This is a genomic window from Pedobacter sp. HMWF019 (genome assembly GCF_003061025.1).
Classification (GTDB): Bacteria; Bacteroidota; Bacteroidia; order Sphingobacteriales; family Sphingobacteriaceae; genus Pedobacter.
On sequence record NZ_QAIL01000240.1, the window covers coordinates 1 to 21,425 of the forward strand.

The following is a 21,425-nucleotide window of genomic DNA, read 5'->3' on the forward strand; positions in this document are numbered from 1 at the left end:
ATATTTATGTGTGTGCTGCACAACATTTGGCACTATATATATGATACCAAATATTAAAATATGTCCAGGAACGAGTTTATACAACTTTTCGAAAAGTATAAGTCAGGGAATTGCTCCCCTGAGGAAAAGGAATCCCTGGATAATTTCAAGGATGATTATAAACTCGATGATTACGAATGGACTCCTGAAATGGGTAATAAAACTCAAATACAGGAAACTTTATATACCAGATTGAAACAGGAAACTACACCGGAAAAAGAGCATGTCCGTAAGTTTAATCCAATCATGCGCTGGATATCAGCTGCTGCTATTCTAATCCTGACAAGTACATCTATAGCACTGTTTTACCACCATAATATTCAGGTAAGTAACAGTGCAACATCACTGGTCAGGTTTGAAACCAGAAAGGGACAGAAAAAACAAATCACCTTAAGCGATGGGACAGTAGTGTGGCTGAACTCCCTAAGCTCCCTAACCATAACGAATGAATTTAATAATAAAACCAGGGAAGTAAACCTAATTGGTGAGGCTTATTTTGATGTAACTCATAAAGAGGATAAACCTTTTAAAGTCCATACGGCAGATTTTAACATCAATGTACTGGGAACAGCATTTAATGTTAAAGTCTATCCAAATGAAAAGACCTCTGAAACTACCCTGATTCGTGGCTTAATTAGCATGCAGTCTGAAACGGGCAAGAAAAATACGATTACAGTAAGGCCTAGTCAAAAAGTCGTATTTGTAAAAAATGAAGGCTTAAAGTCTAGTAATAATGAAACTGGTATCCAGAACATCATCATTAAAAACTACCAGGAAGTTCGTGATACCACCATAGTTGAAACGGCATGGACTAAAAATAATCTCGAAATCTTTGACCAAAAATTTATTGATTTAAAAAGTGTCCTGGAGAGATGGTTTGACATCCAGATCATTTTTAAGTCGGAGGAAGTAAAGAACTATAAATTTACAGGAACTTTTGCAAATGAAAGTATAATCGAAGTATTAAATGCACTAAAAAAAACAGGGGACTTTAAGTATGAGATGAAAGAAAAAACAATCACCATATCAAAATAAAAGGACGGTGTTGAAGCCACCGCCCTTAATTTTTTGATCCTTATTAAATGACAGTTACTGCGCAAACAATGTGCTGTCAAAAAATTGCTAAACCAAAAAACAAAAATATGATTAAATATTACTTCCACCAAAAATGGCCGAGAATAAGACCGTTTTCCAAATTCATTAGAATAATGAAACTCACCTTTCTCCTGGTGTTGCTGACTTGCCTCCATGTATCGGCAAGCGTTTTCTCTCAGCAAAAGATTTCGCTTGATGTGAAAAGTATGAGCATTGAAAAAGTATTGCGGAAAATAGAGAAACAAAGCAATTATCGTTTTGTGTACAGTTCAACTTTCGCCCCAATCACCAAAGAGGTGACCATTGATGCCAAAGATTTACTGGTTACAGATGTATTAAAACAGATTCTGAAAGACACTGAATTGACCTTTAGTATTTCGAACAGTGGCCTAATAACCATCTCCAATCAAGATCTGGCAACAAATGACATCACCGTTTCCGGAGTAGTTAAGGACACTACCGGGATGGTTTTACCTGGTGCTACCGTATTTATAAAGGGAACAAAAAAGGGTACAGCAACAGATGCAAACGGGAAATTCAGTTTAAAAGTCCCTGATCATGCTATACTCATTTTTTCCCTGGTAGGTTATGAAACGGCAGAAACACCTGCTTCGAGCTCATTAATGATCGTAACATTGAAATCAGCGAGCAACAATTTAAATGAAGTAGTTGTGCAGGCCTATGGTAAAACCACAAAAAGAGCCACAACCAGTGCGATTAGCACACTTAATATGGAAAACATAGCTCCATTGCCTGTTGCATCAATTAATGATGCCGTTGCCGGGCGTATACCAGGTGTAATTGTTACAGCTGCCAGTGGCTCGCCAGGTACCAAAAGCACCATCTCCATTCGTGGTGGTGGCACACCTTTATTTGTTATTGATAATATTATCCGTTCGGCCAATGATTTCGCCAATCTTAATCCAAACGACATCGAAGATTATTCGATTTTAAAAGATGCAGGTGCTACAGCTCTTTATGGGGTGTCTGCAGCAAATGGTGTCGTACTGGTAACGACCAAACGTGGTCACGAAGGTGCAACAAATATTAACTACTCTTTCAACGAGATCCTTTCACAACCTACAATTTTTCCTAAAAAAGTAAGTTCGTATGAACAGGTCCTTGCCTTTAACAGGCTGTATGCAGACGAGGGTAAAGGCGTTTATAAATCGCCAGAAGATGTAGAAAAATACCGTACAGGTTCCGATCCCTTCAATTTCCCTAACACCGACTGGCAAAATTTAGTAATGAAAAAATTTGCGCCGGAAATGCGTCATGATTTCTCTCTAACATCAGGAACAAAATCTATAACTTATTATGCAGCACTTTCCTATTACGATCAGGGCACTATTTTAAGAACCGACAACAACTATAACAAAAGGACAACCTACAGACTTAATGTGACTAATAATTTAGAAAAACTTCATTTAAAAGTTACTGCAGGTATAGATGGTTTTATTGAAAATCATTCTGAACCATCCTCGGGATTTTTAAGCATATTTAGCCGGACACAAGCAAGGGCCTCCTCGCAGGCAGCCTTAAATGAATTTGGTCTGCCTACACCTATTCCCGACAATCTCCTTCGTGAATTATACCCAGGCGCCGGTTATTCTAGAAAAACAGATAAAATACTAAACACCAATTTAGGTCTGGAATACAGTGCTCCGTTTTTAGAGGGACTGAAATTTAAAGCAAACGGTGCTTATACAGCATTTACTAATATTACAAAATTATGGAGTTATGTTTTACCCGCATATGCCCTGGGAAGTACAACGCCAATTTATGGTAACCCTCCATCCTTATCAGCTCAACAAGGACAAGGCAGTACTTTGACTTTACAAGGTTACGTTCTTTACAATAAAACTTTCGGCGACCATAAAATTGACTTTACCGGTGTATACGAGCAACAACGCAGTCAAAATTCAAATGTTTCCGGCAACAGAAAGGGCTACCAGATTATCTTTGACCAATTAGTTGCAGGCCCTGCTTTAGATCAATCTGTTGGAGGTGGCGAAGGCGAAGGTGGCCGCAGTGCTTACCTAGGTCGTTTAACCTACAGCTATAAATCAAAATATACTGTTGAAGGATCTATTCGCAGAGATGGAGACTACCTCTTCCCCCCTGGTCATCAATGGGGTACTTTTTATGCAGCTTCAGGTAATTACGTTATATCAGACGAAAACTTCATGAAATTTATAAAGGATAAGCATATACTTGATTTTTTGAAACTAAGAGGTTCATTTGGACTTCTAGGAGATAAAAATGACAGGGCTACAGGGGATCCTATTTCCGCTTTCCAATATGTTTCTTCTTATAGTATTGACCCAACTGCTTATGTAGTAAATGGTAACCTGGTCCAAGGCAGTTCAGAACCAGGTAGTCTTCCCAACGGGAGTTATTCCTGGCAAACCATCAAGAGTCGCGATCTGGCTTTAGAATTTGCTACACTTAGCAACCGTTTAAATGGTACATTTGACTATTTTTATACCAGCAGAAGCGGCTTTATAACAGGCGATCCCCGATTTTCAGAAACATTAGGTATAGGTTTACCCAGAATTAATTTTAAAGATGCAGAGTATAGAACGGAAGGCTATGATTTTAACATTAACTGGGCAGATCACATTAGAAGTTTTACCTATAAAATTGGCTTCAATTTTACAAAATCGAACTCCCTGTGGAAAAGATCTCCAAACGAGTCTGATGCTGATCTGAAAAATCCTTACACGAGAACATCTGGCATAGATGGGGGATTTTTACAACAAGGTCTGCTTAATGGAGGCTATTATACTTCAAATTCACAATTGTTAACTGGTGCCCGCCGTATAAGTTCAACAAATGTAGTGGCCGGAGATCTGATGTACAAAGATGTTAACGGTGATGGCCAAATTAATGATGATGATTTAAGGCGCATCGGCAGCAATACCTTTCCACGCACCAACTATGGGGTAACAATTGATTTAGGCTATAAAGGATTTTCGTTTAGTGCCGTAATACAGGGTGCAGGAAACAGGGATAGATATATTGGTACAGCTGTGCAAGGCTCCGATAACCAGAACCAATTCTTTTATGCTTTCCAGGAGGATTATTGGCGCCCGGACAATACCAATCCGCTTTTCCCAAGAGCCGTTACCTCGCCAAATGTAAATGGCAGTAACAACTTTGCACAAAGCGACTTCTGGTTAATTCAATCAAAATATCTGCGCTTAAAATATGCTCAATTCGGGTATGACTTTAAACAAGGCCTGCTTAAAAAATCACCATTCCGGCAGCTGCGTTTATTTGTATCGGGCACAAACCTTCTCACTGTAGCCAATAGTAAAAAATATTTTATCGATCCGGAGGCTAATACAAATAATTTCGATTATCCTATTCAACGCACTTTTGCAATAGGTATTAATGCAGGCTTTTAGTTAATTAACTTTTAAAGAAAATGAAAAAAATTATATCAACTATCGGAATTTTGGCCAGCATATTGGTTTTTGATTCCTGTAAAAAAGTTTTAGACGTAGATCCATTGGACCGGATAAGCGAAGATGTCATTTGGGCAAATAAGGCCAATGCAGAAACCTTTATTTATGGCACCTACGCCGCAATGTTTTATTTTGGTAGCCCTTTTACCAGTGGACCAGGTACAGATCCTTATACGACTAATATTTTAGGTAATTATGGTACCGCTGGAAATGCATACACGGTTTTTAGCGAAAGTTTAACCAACAGAGACAATTTTGGCTTTAATAATTGGGGAAACATTCGGCGTGCAAATCTAATTATACAAAAAGTAGGCGAATCTGCAGGTATAACAGGAACTGACAAAAAAGCCCTGATTGCTGAGGCCAAATTTTTAAGGGCAATGTCGTACTATAGCATAGCCAGAACTATCGGACGTATAGTATGGATAGATAAACCCTTAACAGAAAATGACGAGTTTAAGCTGCCAACTACGCCTAACCCCACAGAAAGCTATAATCACATTATTAAAGATTTGGAAGATGCAGTTGCTGATTTGCCTACAACTAAAATAGCCGGCAGGACCAATAAATATGTAGCAGCATCTTTTTTAACAGAGGTATGTCTACAGGCTCTGGCTTATAAAAACTATCCAGCAGCTGCAAATGTAAATCCAGCCGATCCACTTTTAGATAAGATTATTACCAATGCACAATTGGTAATAAGTGGCGGTTATTCCATGGAAACTGATTATGAGGGGATGTTTAACCAAACAAAGAGTACATCAAACGAAATTATTTTCGCTATTTATAATAAAGCCCTTAATACTACGGTAGCAAATACCCCAATGCAGAATAGCCTACCGAATATCACGGCCGATAAGATCAAAAAGTTTGATGGTTCTCCGCTATTTGTCAAATCGGTACCTTTCGAATGTTGGCCGGAGAATTTTCCTGCACAAAATTTAACCGATGATTATTTAACGATAGACAAAGCTGACCCTACCAGAGTTTTACCCTGGAATCAAACTTCACAATACAAAAATGCTATAGATGAAACTATAAACGTTATTGCTCCTTTCACAAGATTAGGTTTCCCACAAAATAAAGTAGCAGTATCGGCTGATGAAACAGTAGTTAAAATGGGGCGTATTAAACCAGGAAGTACCGAAACAATGTGGACATTAACCAACGAAAATAGAGATGCCCGATGGAAAGCGTCTATTATTAGCGATTCTACAAGTTTTTACGGAGAAACATTAACCACCTGTTTAAGAGGTAATGCAACTCGTTGGATGACGATTAACGGTGGAGAATATGGCTTTTCTTTAAGTAATATGTATTGGCGTAAAGGGATCTATAGCAACGTAGCTCCTTCTTTTTTAAATACAGTAAGCACTGATTATCACTTCGTTTGCATGCGTTTAGGAAGAGTATATTTAAACTTAGCAGAAGCCTATTTGTTAAAAGGAGATTTAGGTAATGCTTTAACAAACCTAAATATAACTAGGGTACAACATGGTAAATTACCTGCATCAACAGCAGGAAATCTTACTGATGCCTGGAAAGATTATAGAAGAGAGCGCCGCGTGGAACTTACCGAAGAAAATGATCATTATTTCAGCCTGTTGAGATGGGGTCGCTACGGCGGCAACGCTAATGATGGCATTTCAGCAGGAGGTACCATTACTGAACTAACAGAACCGATACGTGTAATGGATATATCTAAGGACAGAAAGTCTTTTTCTATTGTTACAGGTCCTTTTGGCAATGGATACAACCAACGCAGATTTGAAACAGCCAGAAGATATCTGCTTCCAATTCCTCAAGGCTCTATCGATAATAACTCGAACTTCGGGCCTCAAAACCCTGGTTGGTAATCAAAAAACACTCCATCATGAAAAGAAAATTTAAAATCATATCTAATCTGCTAGCATTATTGCTGGTCCTATCGTTGTCTTCCTGTTTAAAAAAGGATTTGATAGATTACCCGTTATACGACGGTAACGAAATTACTTTAGTCAATGTAGAATACCGCTTTAACAGCAGCCAAACCATGAACGGCCAACCTATTGTGGCTTATCAAAAACTGGGCGTTGTGCAAACCATCGATAAGACCAACTCAACTATAAACGTAGTGATAACAGTGCCGGATGCAAATGGTCAGTTTACCGCCGCAGAACGTGCAAATGTGGCACAAACCAAACTGTGGTTCTATATGAACATATCAACCGCTGCCACTATCGCACCCACAGGCGGAACCCCGGCACTTGGTGATCCAACAGACGCCACTAAACCCCTAAAATATATCATAACTGCTGCAAATGGTACAAGCAGGGTATGGACGATCAATGTAACTGCCTTTAATAAATAATTTGGTTAGTTAAGTTTTGGTTGATTAGAGCCGTTAACTTTTAACGGCTCTTTTTTATGACAAATCAAGTGAAATCTACTGTACAAATACATCCGCAAATTTTAATATAAACCCCCGATGGTATGCTTAAAATAAAATTAATTGTCCTTATCCTATGCATTTTTTCTCTAGCCCAGCTAAAGGCACAGGTTTATAAAATAGACATATTCAATGCCCCAGATAAACAACCTTTAAATATCCCGATGTCTGCTAAAGCACCAGATGGGACAACACTTTCAGCAAACAGCCAGTATTTTGAAAAAAACGGAAAACCCTGGTTTCCGGTAATGGGAGAAATGCATTACAACCGGGTATTGCCACAGGATTGGGAAAAGGAAATCATCAAAATGAAAAGCGGCGGCCTATCCGTTGTGGCCACATATATCTTTTGGAACGAACACGAAACTGCAAAGGATGTGTGGGACTGGAAAGGAAACAAGGATCTCAAAAAATTCATCAGCCTTTGCCAAAAACACCATATGTACGTTTGGTTGCGCATTGGTCCCTGGAGCCACGGTGAACAATTAAATGGTGGGTACCCGGATTGGATACAAAAAATGAAAGGACATAGAAGTAATGACCCAGCTTATATAAAAGAATCGATCAAACTATTTAACCAGATCAGCCAGCAAACCAAAGGACTTTATTTTAGCCAGGGCGGACCAATTATTGGCACACAATTAGAAAATGAATATGCCAGTGGGCAGGCAGAACACATTTCTAAGCTTAAAGAAATTGCTCAACAGGCACAAATCAATCCGGTATATTGGTCGGTAACGGCCAATACTGTTTTTGATGATAAAAAGATGGAAGTTATTCCATTGCAGGGCTCTTATCCTTATCGCGGCTGGGAAAAAGGTGGTGGTGGTGCTACAAAAGATTTTTTATACGGCAATGACCAATGGATCATGACCGATGCTTTGGGTAAAGTATTTTATGATGTAAACAATTTTCCCAAAGGTTTGTGCGAACAAGGCTGCGGAAGTCAAATGATGTTTGCCAATCGTTTTGTGGTCCTACCCGAAGTCGTAGAGGCTCATCTGCAAAACCAGATTGGACGTGGCATGAACCTGATCGGCTATTACATGTTCCATGGCGGGACACAAACCCCTGGGCTAAAAGAGGCAGGTCTTCCCGAAAGCTATGATTTTCAATCACCTATAAGCGAATTTGGCCTGCTTAGACCATCGTATAAATATCTGAAGGTTTTACATACTTTTGTTAATGATTTTGGAACCGATTTGGCTGTAATGCAGGTATATGAACCGAAAAATCCCGTACGTGATGAAATGGATACCAAAAACTTAAGGTATGTGGCCAGAGCAAAAGGCAACAGTGGTTTTTTATTTTTAGGAAATACGCAGGTTCGGGTAACCATGCCCGATAAAACGGTGACGATGCAGGTGAATTTACCTGATGAAACGATCAATTTTCCTGAGCTAATCCTTAAAGGACAGACCACCGCGATATTGCCCTTTAATTTAAAAGTGGGTTCGGCAGTCATTAAATACGTCACCGCACAACCATTCGCAAGGTTGATAAATGGCAAAAATATCACCCTGTTTTTTCAACAATTGCCGGGGGTAAAACCACAATTGGCCTTAGCTAGGGGTACTGTTAACCCCAACAGCTTTGCAGGCTGGGAAAGTCAGATAAAAAATAAGGAGCTGCAATTAAGGGCCAATAACAAATCCGATCTAAGCTTTTCAGACACCAATGGCAACAAGATCACCCTGGTGTTCTTAACTCGTAAACAGGCAGAAAACGCCTGGCGGATCCAATTGAAAAATCAGGATGCCTTGCTCATTACAGCTGCGGATGCGTTGGCTGAAAACGATAAAATCACCTTACAACAAACTGGCCAGGCCAATTTTAGGCTGATGGTTTACCCGAGAGGTTTGAATGCATTTACAAATCAAAAGCTACAACCACCTGCTCAGACAAATGCTTTATTTGATACTTACCAGCAAAAAACACAAGTCTATATACCAAAAGTATCTGTTCATTATCCAAAAAAAGAAACGGCTGTTATCAGCCTGCCACCTGCTTTACCAAACAATGTAAACGATGTGATATTAAACGTTAGTTATTTGGGCAATGCCTGTAAAATAACACAAAACGACAAATACATTACGGATAACCTTTATAATGGTACGGCCTGGGAAATTGCCTTAAAAAGGTTTTCAAAGCAAAGTAATGTAGAGCTTAGCCTTATAGATTGGGACAATAAAACAACAGGTGTACCTGCTAATCTGGTTGAAGAAATAAAAATCAAAGGCACGATGTTTAAAAGTATTAAAGCAGAGCCTCAGTACCAAACGGTATTTACGCTTAAAAATTAAAATTATGAAAAAGTATCTTGCCCTTTTATTCGTATGTTGTTCTCTGCAAGTCAGCGCTCAGGTCATTGATGTAACTAAGTTTGGCGCCAAACCCAACAGCTTTGCTGATGCAACCGAAAGTGTAAAACAAGCCATTGCGATCACAAACGGACAGCCTAAATCAGTATTAAATTTCCCAAAAGGCAGATACGATTTCTGGCCCGACAAGGCTACTGAAACCCATTACTATATTTCGAACTCTTCTTCTGAAAAAGAATTCCCTGTAAAAAAACAAAAGGTCGGCCTGTTCTTAAAAGGATTAAAAAATATCACTATAGAAGGCAACGGTTCCGTATTTGTTTTTCATGGTAAAATGATTACCTGGGTCTTGGACAGTTGTGAAAACATAAGTATCCAAAACCTGGCGATCAATTATGAACGCCCTGGTATGTCAGAAATGACCATTAAAGAATCAACCCCAACGAGTGTCATTGCAAGTATACATCCCGATAGTAAATTTGCAATTATCGATGACAGATTACAATGGTACGGCGAAAAATGGATGCCCCAAAATTATCATGCCGTTTTAGTACGCCCTACAGAAGGAACTCTATTTTATAGCAATTGGGATCCTTTTTTAAGAAGCAAGGTCGAAAAAATTAATCCCCTTACCGTAAAATTCACAGGTGATTTTTCAAAATTTAAAGCTCAGCCTAACGATGTATTAACCGTAAGGGACCCTAATCGCGATTATGTTTGTGCATTCAATAACCGATCTAAAAACATTAGGTTACATAACCTGCATATGTATTCCCTTCATGGATTGGGTATTGTTTCGCAATTCTCCGAAAACCTGAGTTATGACAGTGTTTTCGTAGAACCTGAAAAAAACAGCGGACGGGTAATCGCTTCATCGGCAGATGGCATGCATTTTTCTGGTTGCAAAGGCCAGATCACCATTAACAATTGTCGGTTTAATGGCCTACATGATGATCCGGTAAATGTTCACGGCACACATCTTATTGTAAGTGAGATTCTATCCCCAACCTCATTAAAAATAAAATTTATGCATCATCAAACTTACGGTTTTGATGCATTTGTTGCTGGAGATACTGTGGCTTACCTACACCCTGCATCCTTACAAATCTATGCAAATGGTATAGTTAAAACAGCCAGATTGATCTCTGAAAGGGAGATGTTAGTAGAAATGCAAAAGCCTTTCACCTCAGGATTAAAAATCGGCGATGCACTTGAAAATTTAACCTGGACCCCATCGGTAACCATCAAAAATTCACTCTTCGCAGGTACAATATCCCGCGGAAATTTAATTACAACCCGTCGTAAGGTGGTTATAGAAAACAATGTGTATTACCGCACCGGAATGCATGCTATTTTAATTGAAAACGATGCATCTGGCTGGTATGAATCAGGACCGGTTAACGATGTCACCATCCGTAACAATCAGTTTATAGAATGTGGATACAATTCAGCTCCCGATAATTATATAATTAATATTAATCCTCAAAACCACCAGTTGGTACCGAAATACTATGTGCATAAAAATATCCACATAGAAAACAACAGATTTAAGGTTTACGACTATCCTATATTATCTGCCAGAAGTACAAATGGTCTCACTTTTATCCATAATAAAATAGAAAAATCAGATTTCATGCCTGCCGGACAAAAAAGAGCTGAATTTAATTTAACCGCCTGTACTGATGTAAAAATTAAAGGCAATCAGTTCGAAACAGAAAAGCCTGCGATACAATTACAAAAAATGGATAAAAGTGACATAAAAACTGATATAAAAACAAAATAACTTCACCGCTGAGAAAAATAAATTGATGTTATCACAAACCTGGAAATATGTTCCTACATTTATAGTTTATTAACCACAAAATCATCTCCATGAAAACGATCAAATTCTTCGCTTTTGTAGCTTTTATCCTCGCCCTTTCTTTTAGTGCTTTTTCACAAGACAAAACAGGACAGGTTTACCTAATACGTACTACTGGTTATACCGGTTCTGCTGTCAATTATAAGTTGTATATTGATGGGCAGCTGGTTTGTAAACTAAAAAACAAATCCTACTCTATTCACAGCATCAGTGTTGGAGACCATACCATTAGTGTATCTAGCGGAGGAATATCTAACGGAAAAAAATCAGCACCATTAAAGATTACAGTTGCTGAAGGTAAGATAAACTATATTAGCGTAGTGAGTACTCAAGCTGGTTATTCAAATAAAATCACCTGCCAGGAAATTACTAAAAACTCTGCAGATCCTCTATTGGCAAAAGCTACTGAAAATAAAAATTGCTTAGCAAAATAAAAACTCATTATATCAAAAGAGCCCGGTGTCTTTACAGACGCCGGGCTCTTTTTGTTTATAGTGGTCAGGTTGCCCTTATTTAGAGTTTTTGCTGGACATCACAGCCAGATTAGTCGCTTCAGCCAGTTGTGCATCAAGATCAGCAGCGGCAGCAAACAACGGAGTAGAAGAAGTCGTTTTCAATGCAGCAAAGCGGGTTACATTTAAATTGGAAGCTTCTCCTTTTACCGATATATGACGATCAGTCGATCCGCTTAACTTCAATGAAGACGCATCTTTGATCACGGTATACACATCCTGCGCAACAACATTCACTTCAACCTTTGCATTGTCCTGAACGAAAACCTGAAGTACCGGTAATTTAAAACAACCAGTTGATTTTACAACAGCATTTTCAGAAGCATCAATTCTTTTCAAATCTTTCACGGTCAGATAAACAGTTGTGGCCTGATCATCAGCAGCATCGATAAACAATTTATTGCCATCTCTTTTGAAAGAAACTTTAGCCTCTGGCTGATCAGTTTCTACACGGAAACTTTCTTTAGTTCCCTGACGCAGGTAAACAGTTACATTACCTTTTACTTTGATCATATTAAATCCAGAAACAGCAGAGATTTCTGAAGGATTTTTGTCGCCTTCTTTTGCAAAAGTTGTGAATGCAGATGAAGTTAAAACGATAGCTGTTAAAGCTGTTGCGAATAAGGTTTTGATAGCGGTTTTCATATCTTTATGTTTTAAGTTTTTTAAATTCTCTTTGTACATAAGACGCCCTCAACCTCAAAACGTTGCAGCAGTTTTTGCGCTATTAGACCAACGGCAGTGTAACCATCGACGAACAGCCAAATATTCACGACCAGCTGCAAAACCAACTCCTGCGAAATCCTACCGGCCACCTCCCCTCTGCAATTTGCTACAGAAAATTTCACCCTGTTGATGAGGCGGCCTCAGAGATCTGCGGGCTCCTTCAGCCCGTCTGAAATCGTCAGCCGCGAAGCAACAGGGTAAAATTTTCAAAGAAATCCGCCTCCTCTTCAGCTTCTAACAATCAATTTAGTAGGCAGATACACCGTTTCAAAATCTTCCTCTTTATTTTTAATCAAAGACAACAATTGTTTCGCTGCCAGTTTGCCTAATTCGTAAGCAGGCTGATAGATTGTTGTAGGCTGTCCAGAAAATATATCCGCCAGATCGCTGTTGCAAAAACCAGCCAGCGGCACTTTCAATCCCAATTTATTCAACACCTTGATCGCAGTGGTCGTAAAAGAATCCGTTGTCGTAAAAATAGCCTCCGCATGCTGATGGTTTATAAAATTCTCCGTAAACAGCTTGGTGAGCTGTGCCTGTAGTAGTTCAGGATTGGAAGGATCACAATGCGCAATCAGCTCCTCCCTTTGCTCTATTCCACGGTATTTCATGGCCTCCAGAAAACCATTTAACCTTTCCCTGCTTAAAAAAACATCCTGTTTACAATTGATCACCAGGGTTCTTTCAATGTCCTTATCCAGCAGATATTGGGCAGCTTTAAAAGCACCTCCCAAATTGTCAACAGCAATTTTGTGGGTATGGATCTGGTCACTGATCCGGTCAAATAAAACAACAGGAAAGCCTGTTGCCTGCAAATTCTTCAGGTAAGTCAGGTCCATACTGTTGAAACTTGGAGAAATCAGCAAACCATCTACCCTATTGTCTACCAGCATTCTTACACAATTCTGCTCACTCTCAAAAGAACCCCTGCTTTGCATCACCAGAAACTGGTAACCTGTATCGTTACAATGATCGTAAATCCCATTGATGATCTGGGTTATAAATGAACTGTCAATGGAACATACGACTACACCTATAGTTTGTGTTTTGCCATCCCTTAGTCCACTGGCAAACTTGTTCACTGTAAACTTTAAATCCGCCGCATATTTCTTCACCCTTTTCTTGGTGGCAGAACTCACCTGGTAATTGTCCGAAAGCGCCCTGGAAACTGTAGAGGCAGAGAGATTAAGATCTTCTGCTATTTTTCGGATGGTCATATTCTGGCCACCTGCTTTCTTGCTATTCGTACTATTCATACCCGATTCTATTGATTGATATTGGAGGAGAGGTATTCTGTTGGCATACAACCATAATATTGCTTAAACGCTGTAGAGAAATAAGAAGGCGAGTTGAACCCACACATATAGGCAATCTGTGCAATGGTATATCGTTTAGACTGTATCAGCTCTACCGCTTTCTTAAACCTGATGCGCTTTACAAAATCAGTTGCAGACTCTCCTGTAATTGCCTTCAACTTTAAATAAAGGTTAGATCTGCTCATTCCGATTTCACGGCTAAACTTATCTACAGAAAATTCAGAATCTGAAAGGTGCAATTCTATAATAGAAATAGCCTCTTTCAAAAACTCTTCATCCAGTGTATTGAAAGCAATATTCTCCGGTACAATTTCTTTACTGGTCGAATAATATTCTTTTAGACGCTTACGCGAACGCAGCAAATTGGTCACCTTCGCCGCAAGTAAGGCTGTAGAAAACGGCTTGGTCACATAATCATCTGCCCCCATTTCCAGGCCCCTGATCTGCTGACTGGCTTCATTTCTTGCGGTTAACAAGATCAGAGGAATATGAGAAGTATTGATGTTCTGTTTTACCCGTTTACAAAAATGCAGACCATCCAGTTCCGGCATCATCACATCGCTGATAATCAAATCAAACTGCCGGATCTCCAATGTTTCCAAGGCCATTTTTCCATCAAAAGCAATTTCAACCGCATGGCGTTCCTGAAAATACTCCTGCAGATAGGCTAAGATTTCCTTGTTATCATCTACCAGCAATATCCTGCTTTTGTGCGCAGGATCCTCATGTATCAAAACAGCTTCGGTCTCTGTATCCAGGTACATCTCGTGGTTATCTGGAATGGCTTCTTCATCTGCAATAATGGAAAGCTCATACAAGGGGCTTTCAGCTTTTGAATCCTGTTCATAAAAAGCATCATTCATGGGGATGATCACTGTAAAAATGCTCCCTTTACCAGGGCTGCTTTCTGCAGTAATTGTGCCATGGTGCAGTTCCACCAGTCTTTTGGTAAAAGCCAGTCCAACACCAGAGCCCAGGTTCATTTCCTGGTTATTTACCTGATAGAAGCGATCGAAAACCCTTGATAAATCACTTTCATTTATCCCCACCCCGCTATCCGTTATTTTGATCACGGCGAAATCGTTTTTTGTAGTGAGTTGAATATCAATCCTGTCTTGTGCACGGGTATACTTAAAAGCATTGGACAACAGGTTAAAGAGTATTTTTTCTATGGCATCATGATCAAAATAGAAAGAGAGCTTGGCATGTCCGGAGTGGCAGGTATAATGGATCTGGTTCTTTTCCGACAAAGGTTTAAAAGAAACATAGATCTCGTGTATAAAACTAACAACATCACTTTTGCTCACCTTTAATGGCCGGGTTCCGGTTTCAGTTTTTCTAAATTCAAACAATTGATCTACCAGATTATACAATCTTCTCGCATTCACCAGCATCATCTCGTATTTTTTAGATAAAGTCCTGTCTGCTGATGGTTTTTTCATCAGTTCTTCAAGCGGTGCGAGGATCAAAGTAAGCGGGGTTCTCAATTCGTGGGAAACATTGGTAAAGAAGTCCATTTTTACCTGGTTGATATAACTCACCTTTTCTTTATCAATACGCTCTAATTTGAGCTGATGTAAGGCCTTGATGCGTTCTGAAACAATTCTATAGGCAATATAGGCAGCCACTCCAAGAACCAGCAACAACAGCAGATAAAACCAGGTGGTGTTGTACCATTGGGGAAGAATAACAATATTGAGTTCCCTCACTGCACTAAACTCTCCGTTAGGACCCGCAGCTTTAATCTGAAAACGATAATCTCCAGGTCGCAAATTACTATAGCTTACCTTTAAATTATCCGTCTTCTGCCAATCGGTATCGTAACCAACCAGCTTGTAATAATAGTGAGTCCTGTTAGAATACACATAGTTAAAAGTATTGAACTGGATACTAAACTGTTTGAATTCCGGCGCAAATCTCAGTTCAGTAAGCTGGTCGATATGATTCCCGAGCAGTTGCGTCTCATCACCCGCCGAAACTGCTTTATTAAATACCTCCAGGCCTGTAAATTTAAGAGTTAAAGGCAGCGGTTTCTGTTTAATATCAGCAGGATAGAAATAAGAAATACCTTTAATACCTCCAAACAGCAGCATTCCATCGGCAGCTTTACAAAAAGCATAATCATTGAACTGGTTATTTTGAAGACCATCTGACTCATCAAAAATCTGGGCCGATTTTGTATCGGGATTAAACCTGACCAACCCGCTGTTGGTAGAAACCCAAAGGTTCCCTTCATCATCGGGCAGTAAACCATAAATAGTTCCTTTGATCAGGTCTTTATTGGCGTTGAAACTGATAAAGGCCTGCTTATTCTCGTTATATAACCTTAAGCCTTCTCTGGTACCCGCCCAGATTCTGTGTTTTTGGTCCTCGATAATACAGTTCACAATATCCTCACTTAGTTTTCCTTCCGTTGGATTATCGAACAATAAGTTATCCGGATAAAAAAGGGTTACCCCATTGGTGGTACCAATCCAGATCCGATGCTGACTATCTTCAAACAGATAGGTAATATCATCTGAAGTGAGCCTTTTCCCCGCTTTATCCAGAAGGATATGTGTAAAAGTTTGGCTTTGCGGATTAAACTGATCCAGCCCAGACCTTGTACCTACCCAGATCCTGCCCTTGTAATCCCGGATCACACTGTACACCAAATCCCCGGCGATACTGTTTGGATCATTTTCATTATGGCGAAACTGCTTGACCAAACCCGTTTGTGGATCCAGTAAATTGAGTCCTCCATTATGTGTTCCAATCAGTAATTTTCCACTTCCATCAAATTCTATGGCTTTAATATTACCGGAGCCAAGACTGTTGCTCTTATTATCACTATAGGCAAAATAGTCAATGGTATTGTTTTGCCTGTCCCAGTAATTTAGTCCTTTATCATTAGTCCCAATCCAAAAGTTCCCCTTCACATCTTGTTTTATCACACTAATCACCTCATCATTTAACGACAGCTTTCCTGTATTCTGGCTAAGGAGATTAAATTTGATATCATTTTTATGATAATAGTTCGCGCCACCATAGTATGTACCCAGCCACATGGCTTTTTGACGATCCTGAAATATGCAGCGCACAGAGTTCTGACTAATGGTATAGGGCTGTGAAATTTGATGAAAATAATTCTCAAATACTAAACCCGAGGTGTTCAAGATTGATAAACCCCGAAAGGTTCCCAGCCAAATATTTCCGTCCACATCTTTTCCAACACATCGGATATTGTTATCAGCAACACTATTAATGCCAGGCGAATGCAGAAAGACCTTTTTCTGTTCCGTTTCAAAATTATATTGAATAACCCCTTTGCCTTCTGTGGCTATCCAAAAGACATCTCCATCCATGTAAACATCATTAATTTGTGGCTTATCGGTTCCTAAATCAATCTTTACTAATTTATTTTCAGGGCCCGTCATTTTAAAAAGGCCAACTTCTGTACCTATTAAAATAGCTTGCTTCCAGCTACCAATATAAACTACTCTTTTAATACCTGTGTTAAAAGAATCGTAATTGACTTGCTTAAATTGCGACCCGCCTGCGGTCAACTTAAAAATGCCACCAACAACAGAAGTAGCCCAAATATTATGTTGCGGATCTTCTGTGATAGACGAAACATACCATTCGCCCAGACTACGGGGCAGCTTATAATTAACAAAGTTATCCGTAGCGTAGTTGTAACAACTCACGCCCTGGTTACCCCCCGCCCATAAACTCCCTTTATGGTCTACAAAGAGTGTACGGATATAATAAGACTGTATACTTTTTGGATCTGACTTTACGGGTCTGTAAATCTTAAAGCCCTTACTGTCATATCTGCTTAAGCCATCTTGTGTCCCCATCCAGATAAAACCCAGGGTATCCTGCTTAATGGCAAAAATGGTACTTTGCGAAAGTCCTTTATTAATAGAAATATTCCGAAAATGCCTTTCTTTAACCTGAGCATGACCATTCAGGCACAGCACCAGCACGACGGCTAACAATAAACTTCTATACAACATAAAGACCCTTTATAAATATTCTCCTCACAACCAAACCACAAGTTCCTAATTATTTCTCTGATAATTAAATGTTTGAAACATTTACGGCTGCCTGTCAAACTTGGCAACATCAGGTAATTCATCCACAACCTCTTTTTTGTTCAATGTGATTCCATTCATTTCCAATAACATAGAACTTCCCGGTACTTGTGGCCTATAATCTTTACCAAGATAATGAATTGGCAAATTGCCGTAGCTGAATAAAGACGGATGCTGTTTACCTGAAATTTGCAAGGCTGCTGGTTTGTCCCCATCCAACTGGACTTGAATATCCCATTCCCCTATTTCCAGATGATACAGTCCATTACTGGCCGACAAAGTTTTAATAACTTCAGCCTGGCCATCCCTGATTTGGATCACCGTTAAAAACCTGATTTTCTGTGCCGGCAGAGAAGTAATACCTGCATGCCATTGGTCTTTAAACTCTTTGATCTTACCATTATCGTCAGTCACTTTATTCCAGTTTACTGCAGGCTCAAAAAATTTATCGTGTACATTCATTGTTATGGAGCTGTTGGCAAATACACTGGCATTTACAGTACCCAAATCGGTTTTTACATCAAAATTCTGCCGATCGGAATGATCGCTTTTTTGTGCTTCGATCTCATAATATGGCGCATGAAACTGTGTCGTCCATTTTACCGGCTTATTCGCTTCCAGTTCATCGTACAGCACAATATAGCCCCCTTCCAGTTGCAGCATATGCCTGCGATAAAGCGTTACGCCACTTTCACCATAACCATTTGCTTTGTCAGGCCTTACGTTAATTTGCTTAAACCGGTCCAACCAAAATTCACTTTTAATATCGCCATAAGCATTGCTGGCATCACCCAGTGCATACTGAATGTTCTGCCCGGAAATTGCCCTGGGTATCCAGCCATAGCCTTCTTCTCCAATTTTCTGGTTCAGGCTATCAGCCAGAATCGTGTTATAAGCTTTTGAACTGCGATAATACAATAAATTGTGTTTGTCGCTAAAATTGCTGTAATAACCCGTCCCACCAAAAATAACTTTGCCTTTATAATTAATCGTAAAAGCATTTTGCGAGGCATGACCATGACCTGAAGAGCCAAACGGACTGCTGAACAAATAGCTGCTTAGACTTTTATCGGCATGCGCCAGGTCTTCATGCATCGCCACTACACCAACATCCGCAAATTTCCGGGATTTGGGCAGTTGAGCAGGAGCTATCTCCGGGAGTTTGTTATTGGGCTTATAATTGAGTAAACGGAACAACAGAAAATCGTCAGTACCATGAAAATACCCGGGATTTTCTGCCTTAATTCCGGAAACATACCAATTTAAATAAGGGTTATTTTCTCTAAAAGTCAATGCATCGGCAAACCAGGCTTCTCCTTTAACTACAGTAGGGATATTTTCCCACATATCACCTATGGCTGTACTGGCCGAACCAACCGGATGCGTGTACAACATATAATAAGGTAGGTTTTGCATCCAGGGCAGTTTAAAATAATCCACACCGCTAAAATCCCCGAACATTTGCGAAAGGTAAATAATAGACTTAAAATTAACCCTGAAATAACCATTACCTTCGTGCCAGCCCCCGTCGGTGGTGCCCAGAACAGGAAAACGTGCCGACCAAACCTCATACATATAGGTTAACCATTCTTTAGCCTCCGGCACATCGTTTATAACCGCTACCGTAGCAATAGCCAGATTGCGCAGCGTAATCTGCCAAACGTGGTTATCACTTACATGCAGTTCGAAACGGTTGGGTAAATGGTCATACACACGTTTTGCCCGCAACGTAATCACGTTTTTAAGGAACTCTTTTTCCTGCACATCCAGAAAGCTGTACCCAGCATCATAAAACCAACCTAAAGCCTCTAACACAGCCCCACTGGTAAAATCATCGCCTGTAGCCAATCCGTCTGGGTTCATATGAGCAATGTTCAGTGCTCTCCGCTTGGCATCCAATATAAATCGTTTGTCTTTGGTCAACTGATAAGCGATACACAAATTACGCACCGGTGTACCCACAGCATCCCCAAAACCGTGATACATCCGCTCCAGGATTATTTTTTTCTCTCTTGGATTTTTACCAGTAGTATCAATAACCCTTTGCGGTTCTTCCACCGGCAGTGGTGTACGCATCAGCTTTTCGGCAAAAACAATAAACTTTTTTGCTTCAGGATTCTGTAAGTTATTCCGGTAAAAATCTTCTCCAATACGGTTCATATCCCACAGCAGCGGATGAGCCCCCTCATTACGTTTCAACACTGTATTTACCGGAGGAGCAACTTTTTCATTCGCATATTTGGCATCAATTACAAAATCGTAAACTGGCGACCATACCCATTGGTCCTTACCTTTGAGCGAATAACCGTATTTCCAATACCATTTACCAGGCCTTAATGCCTGATGTAAAGGATAAACTGCCCAACGCTGTTCCGCACTGCTGATCAGATCGTTCTTAAAAGCCTGGTCACTGGCCAGCATGATTTTATACCGCACATTGCCAATATTAGGATCTTCGGGCACTTCGCTGCCGCTTTCCATCGGTGTTACTCTATTTTTACCATTGGTGGCTGGCCACAGCAGGGCCGGTGCATTGGTAGGAACAGTAATGCCATTGACCGGATACGGCCATTCCCTCACCCGTGAATGAAGTTTTTCGGCAGTTAGTTTAACAACAGCCGGCTGCTGCTGGGCAAAGGTATTCAGCGTTATTCCGCAGAGTCCTATTGCAAGTATTTTGTTCATCATCTTATAACCCCGCTGTAAATTTATCTCCGTTTTTTTCGCACCATTTTTTTAAATAGTTTCTCATGCTGATCAACTTCTTTTTATAAGCCGTATTTACCGCCAGGTTATTGATTTCACCCGGATCTTTGCTCAGATCAAACAACTGTTCTTTGATCTCCCCTTTATTGTAAACGATGTATTTAAAATCTTTGGTGATCACCGCACGCCCACTGATCCCCAGCAAATCTTCGTTATCTGCAAAATCAGTTTCTATCACTAAAGTATCGCGCAGGTTCTTACCCGGATTGATCAATCTTTTACTGATGTCTATGCCTTTGAGATATCCCGGTTTCTGAACGCCTGTTAAGCCGCAAATGGTGGGTATCATATCTGTTCCATTGCAAACCAGCATGTCGTCTGTACGAGGCTTCCATGCACCTATTTTCGATACAATGAAGGGTATTCTCGAGGCTTCTTCATATAAGATCTGTTTCTGGTTCCAGCTATGCCCTGCATACCCATCTCCATGATCTGCTGTAAAAATGATGATGGTATTTTTTTCTACACCATATTTTTTCAGCGAGGCCAGTACCATTTCTATATATTTATCTACTTTCTCCACCAAACGGTTATATGCCCATCTGTACTGACGCCATTGGTCGGCATTCCATTTTGTGCTTGGGTAAGTCCTTTCGCTCACTTTTTGCTGGTCGCGAACAATTTGAGGTTCATTTGCCGGAATTCTCCAGTTGGCCGGCAATTCCGGGCACTGCGCTGCCGGAGGGGCATCTTCCAATACATCCATCTTTAGTGCCTCCCCCCTGGCCCACTCACAAATATCATGAGGGTTTAAAAATGAAGCCACCAGTAAAAATGGTTTATCTTTATTCTCTTTAATAAATCTTGCACAATAA

12 protein-coding genes are annotated in these 21,425 nt (G+C 40.0%); 7 read left to right on the forward strand and 5 right to left on the reverse strand.

The window, feature by feature from the left end; translation table 11 throughout:
• Positions 1-60: 60 nt before the first annotated feature.
• From DBR11_RS14050 to DBR11_RS14080, 7 genes are all read left to right on the forward strand, one after another.
• Positions 61-1,074 carry a FecR family protein gene (locus DBR11_RS14050; protein WP_108553301.1) on the forward strand — a complete coding sequence of 338 codons (1,014 nt, stop codon included), beginning with the start codon at positions 61-63 and terminating at the stop codon, positions 1,072-1,074.
• 173 nt (positions 1,075-1,247) lie between these two features.
• Entirely contained in the window at positions 1,248-4,544 is a 3,297-nt protein-coding gene (locus DBR11_RS14055; protein WP_158275290.1) for a TonB-dependent receptor, read from the forward strand.
• A gap of 20 nt (positions 4,545-4,564) precedes the next feature.
• Positions 4,565-6,460 carry a RagB/SusD family nutrient uptake outer membrane protein gene (locus DBR11_RS14060; RefSeq protein ID WP_108553303.1) on the forward strand — a complete coding sequence of 632 codons (1,896 nt, stop codon included), beginning with the start codon at positions 4,565-4,567 and terminating at the stop codon, positions 6,458-6,460.
• 17 nt (positions 6,461-6,477) lie between these two features.
• Positions 6,478-6,954, forward strand: coding sequence for a hypothetical protein (locus DBR11_RS14065; protein ID WP_108553304.1), 477 nt, complete (start codon positions 6,478-6,480; stop codon positions 6,952-6,954).
• Between the two features lie 122 nt (positions 6,955-7,076).
• Positions 7,077-9,335 (forward strand): beta-galactosidase, encoded by a 2,259-nt coding sequence (locus DBR11_RS14070; protein ID WP_108553305.1) that lies wholly within the window; start codon positions 7,077-7,079, stop codon positions 9,333-9,335.
• 4 nt (positions 9,336-9,339) lie between these two features.
• Complete coding sequence (locus DBR11_RS14075) at positions 9,340-11,136, forward strand: right-handed parallel beta-helix repeat-containing protein (RefSeq protein ID WP_108553306.1); 1,797 nt, start codon at positions 9,340-9,342, stop codon at positions 11,134-11,136.
• Positions 11,137-11,225: 89 nt separating this feature from the next.
• A complete protein-coding gene (locus DBR11_RS14080) occupies positions 11,226-11,648 on the forward strand; it encodes a DUF2846 domain-containing protein (protein WP_108553307.1) in 423 nt (140 codons plus the stop codon).
• Between the two features lie 75 nt (positions 11,649-11,723).
• Here the strand turns inward: DBR11_RS14080 and DBR11_RS14085 are convergent, their stop codons facing one another.
• The 5 genes from DBR11_RS14085 to DBR11_RS14105 all read right to left on the reverse strand — a co-directional run.
• The gene (locus DBR11_RS14085; RefSeq protein WP_146186534.1) at positions 11,724-12,371 is read right to left on the reverse strand and encodes a GIN domain-containing protein; all 648 of its coding nucleotides are present in this window, start codon (positions 12,369-12,371) and stop codon (positions 11,724-11,726) included.
• A gap of 308 nt (positions 12,372-12,679) precedes the next feature.
• On the reverse strand, positions 12,680-13,708 hold the full coding sequence (locus DBR11_RS14090; protein ID WP_108553309.1) for a LacI family DNA-binding transcriptional regulator: 1,029 nt from the start codon (positions 13,706-13,708) through the stop codon (positions 12,680-12,682).
• A gap of 8 nt (positions 13,709-13,716) precedes the next feature.
• The gene (locus DBR11_RS14095) at positions 13,717-17,766 is read right to left on the reverse strand and encodes a two-component regulator propeller domain-containing protein (protein WP_108553310.1); all 4,050 of its coding nucleotides are present in this window, start codon (positions 17,764-17,766) and stop codon (positions 13,717-13,719) included.
• Between the two features lie 81 nt (positions 17,767-17,847).
• On the reverse strand, positions 17,848-20,532 hold the full coding sequence (locus tag DBR11_RS14100) for a DUF4962 domain-containing protein (protein WP_233260756.1): 2,685 nt from the start codon (positions 20,530-20,532) through the stop codon (positions 17,848-17,850).
• A 1-nt stretch (position 20,533) separates the two neighbouring features.
• Positions 20,534-21,425, reverse strand: an 892-nt coding sequence (locus DBR11_RS14105) for a sulfatase (RefSeq protein ID WP_146186535.1), incomplete at its 5' end; no start/stop codon positions are given.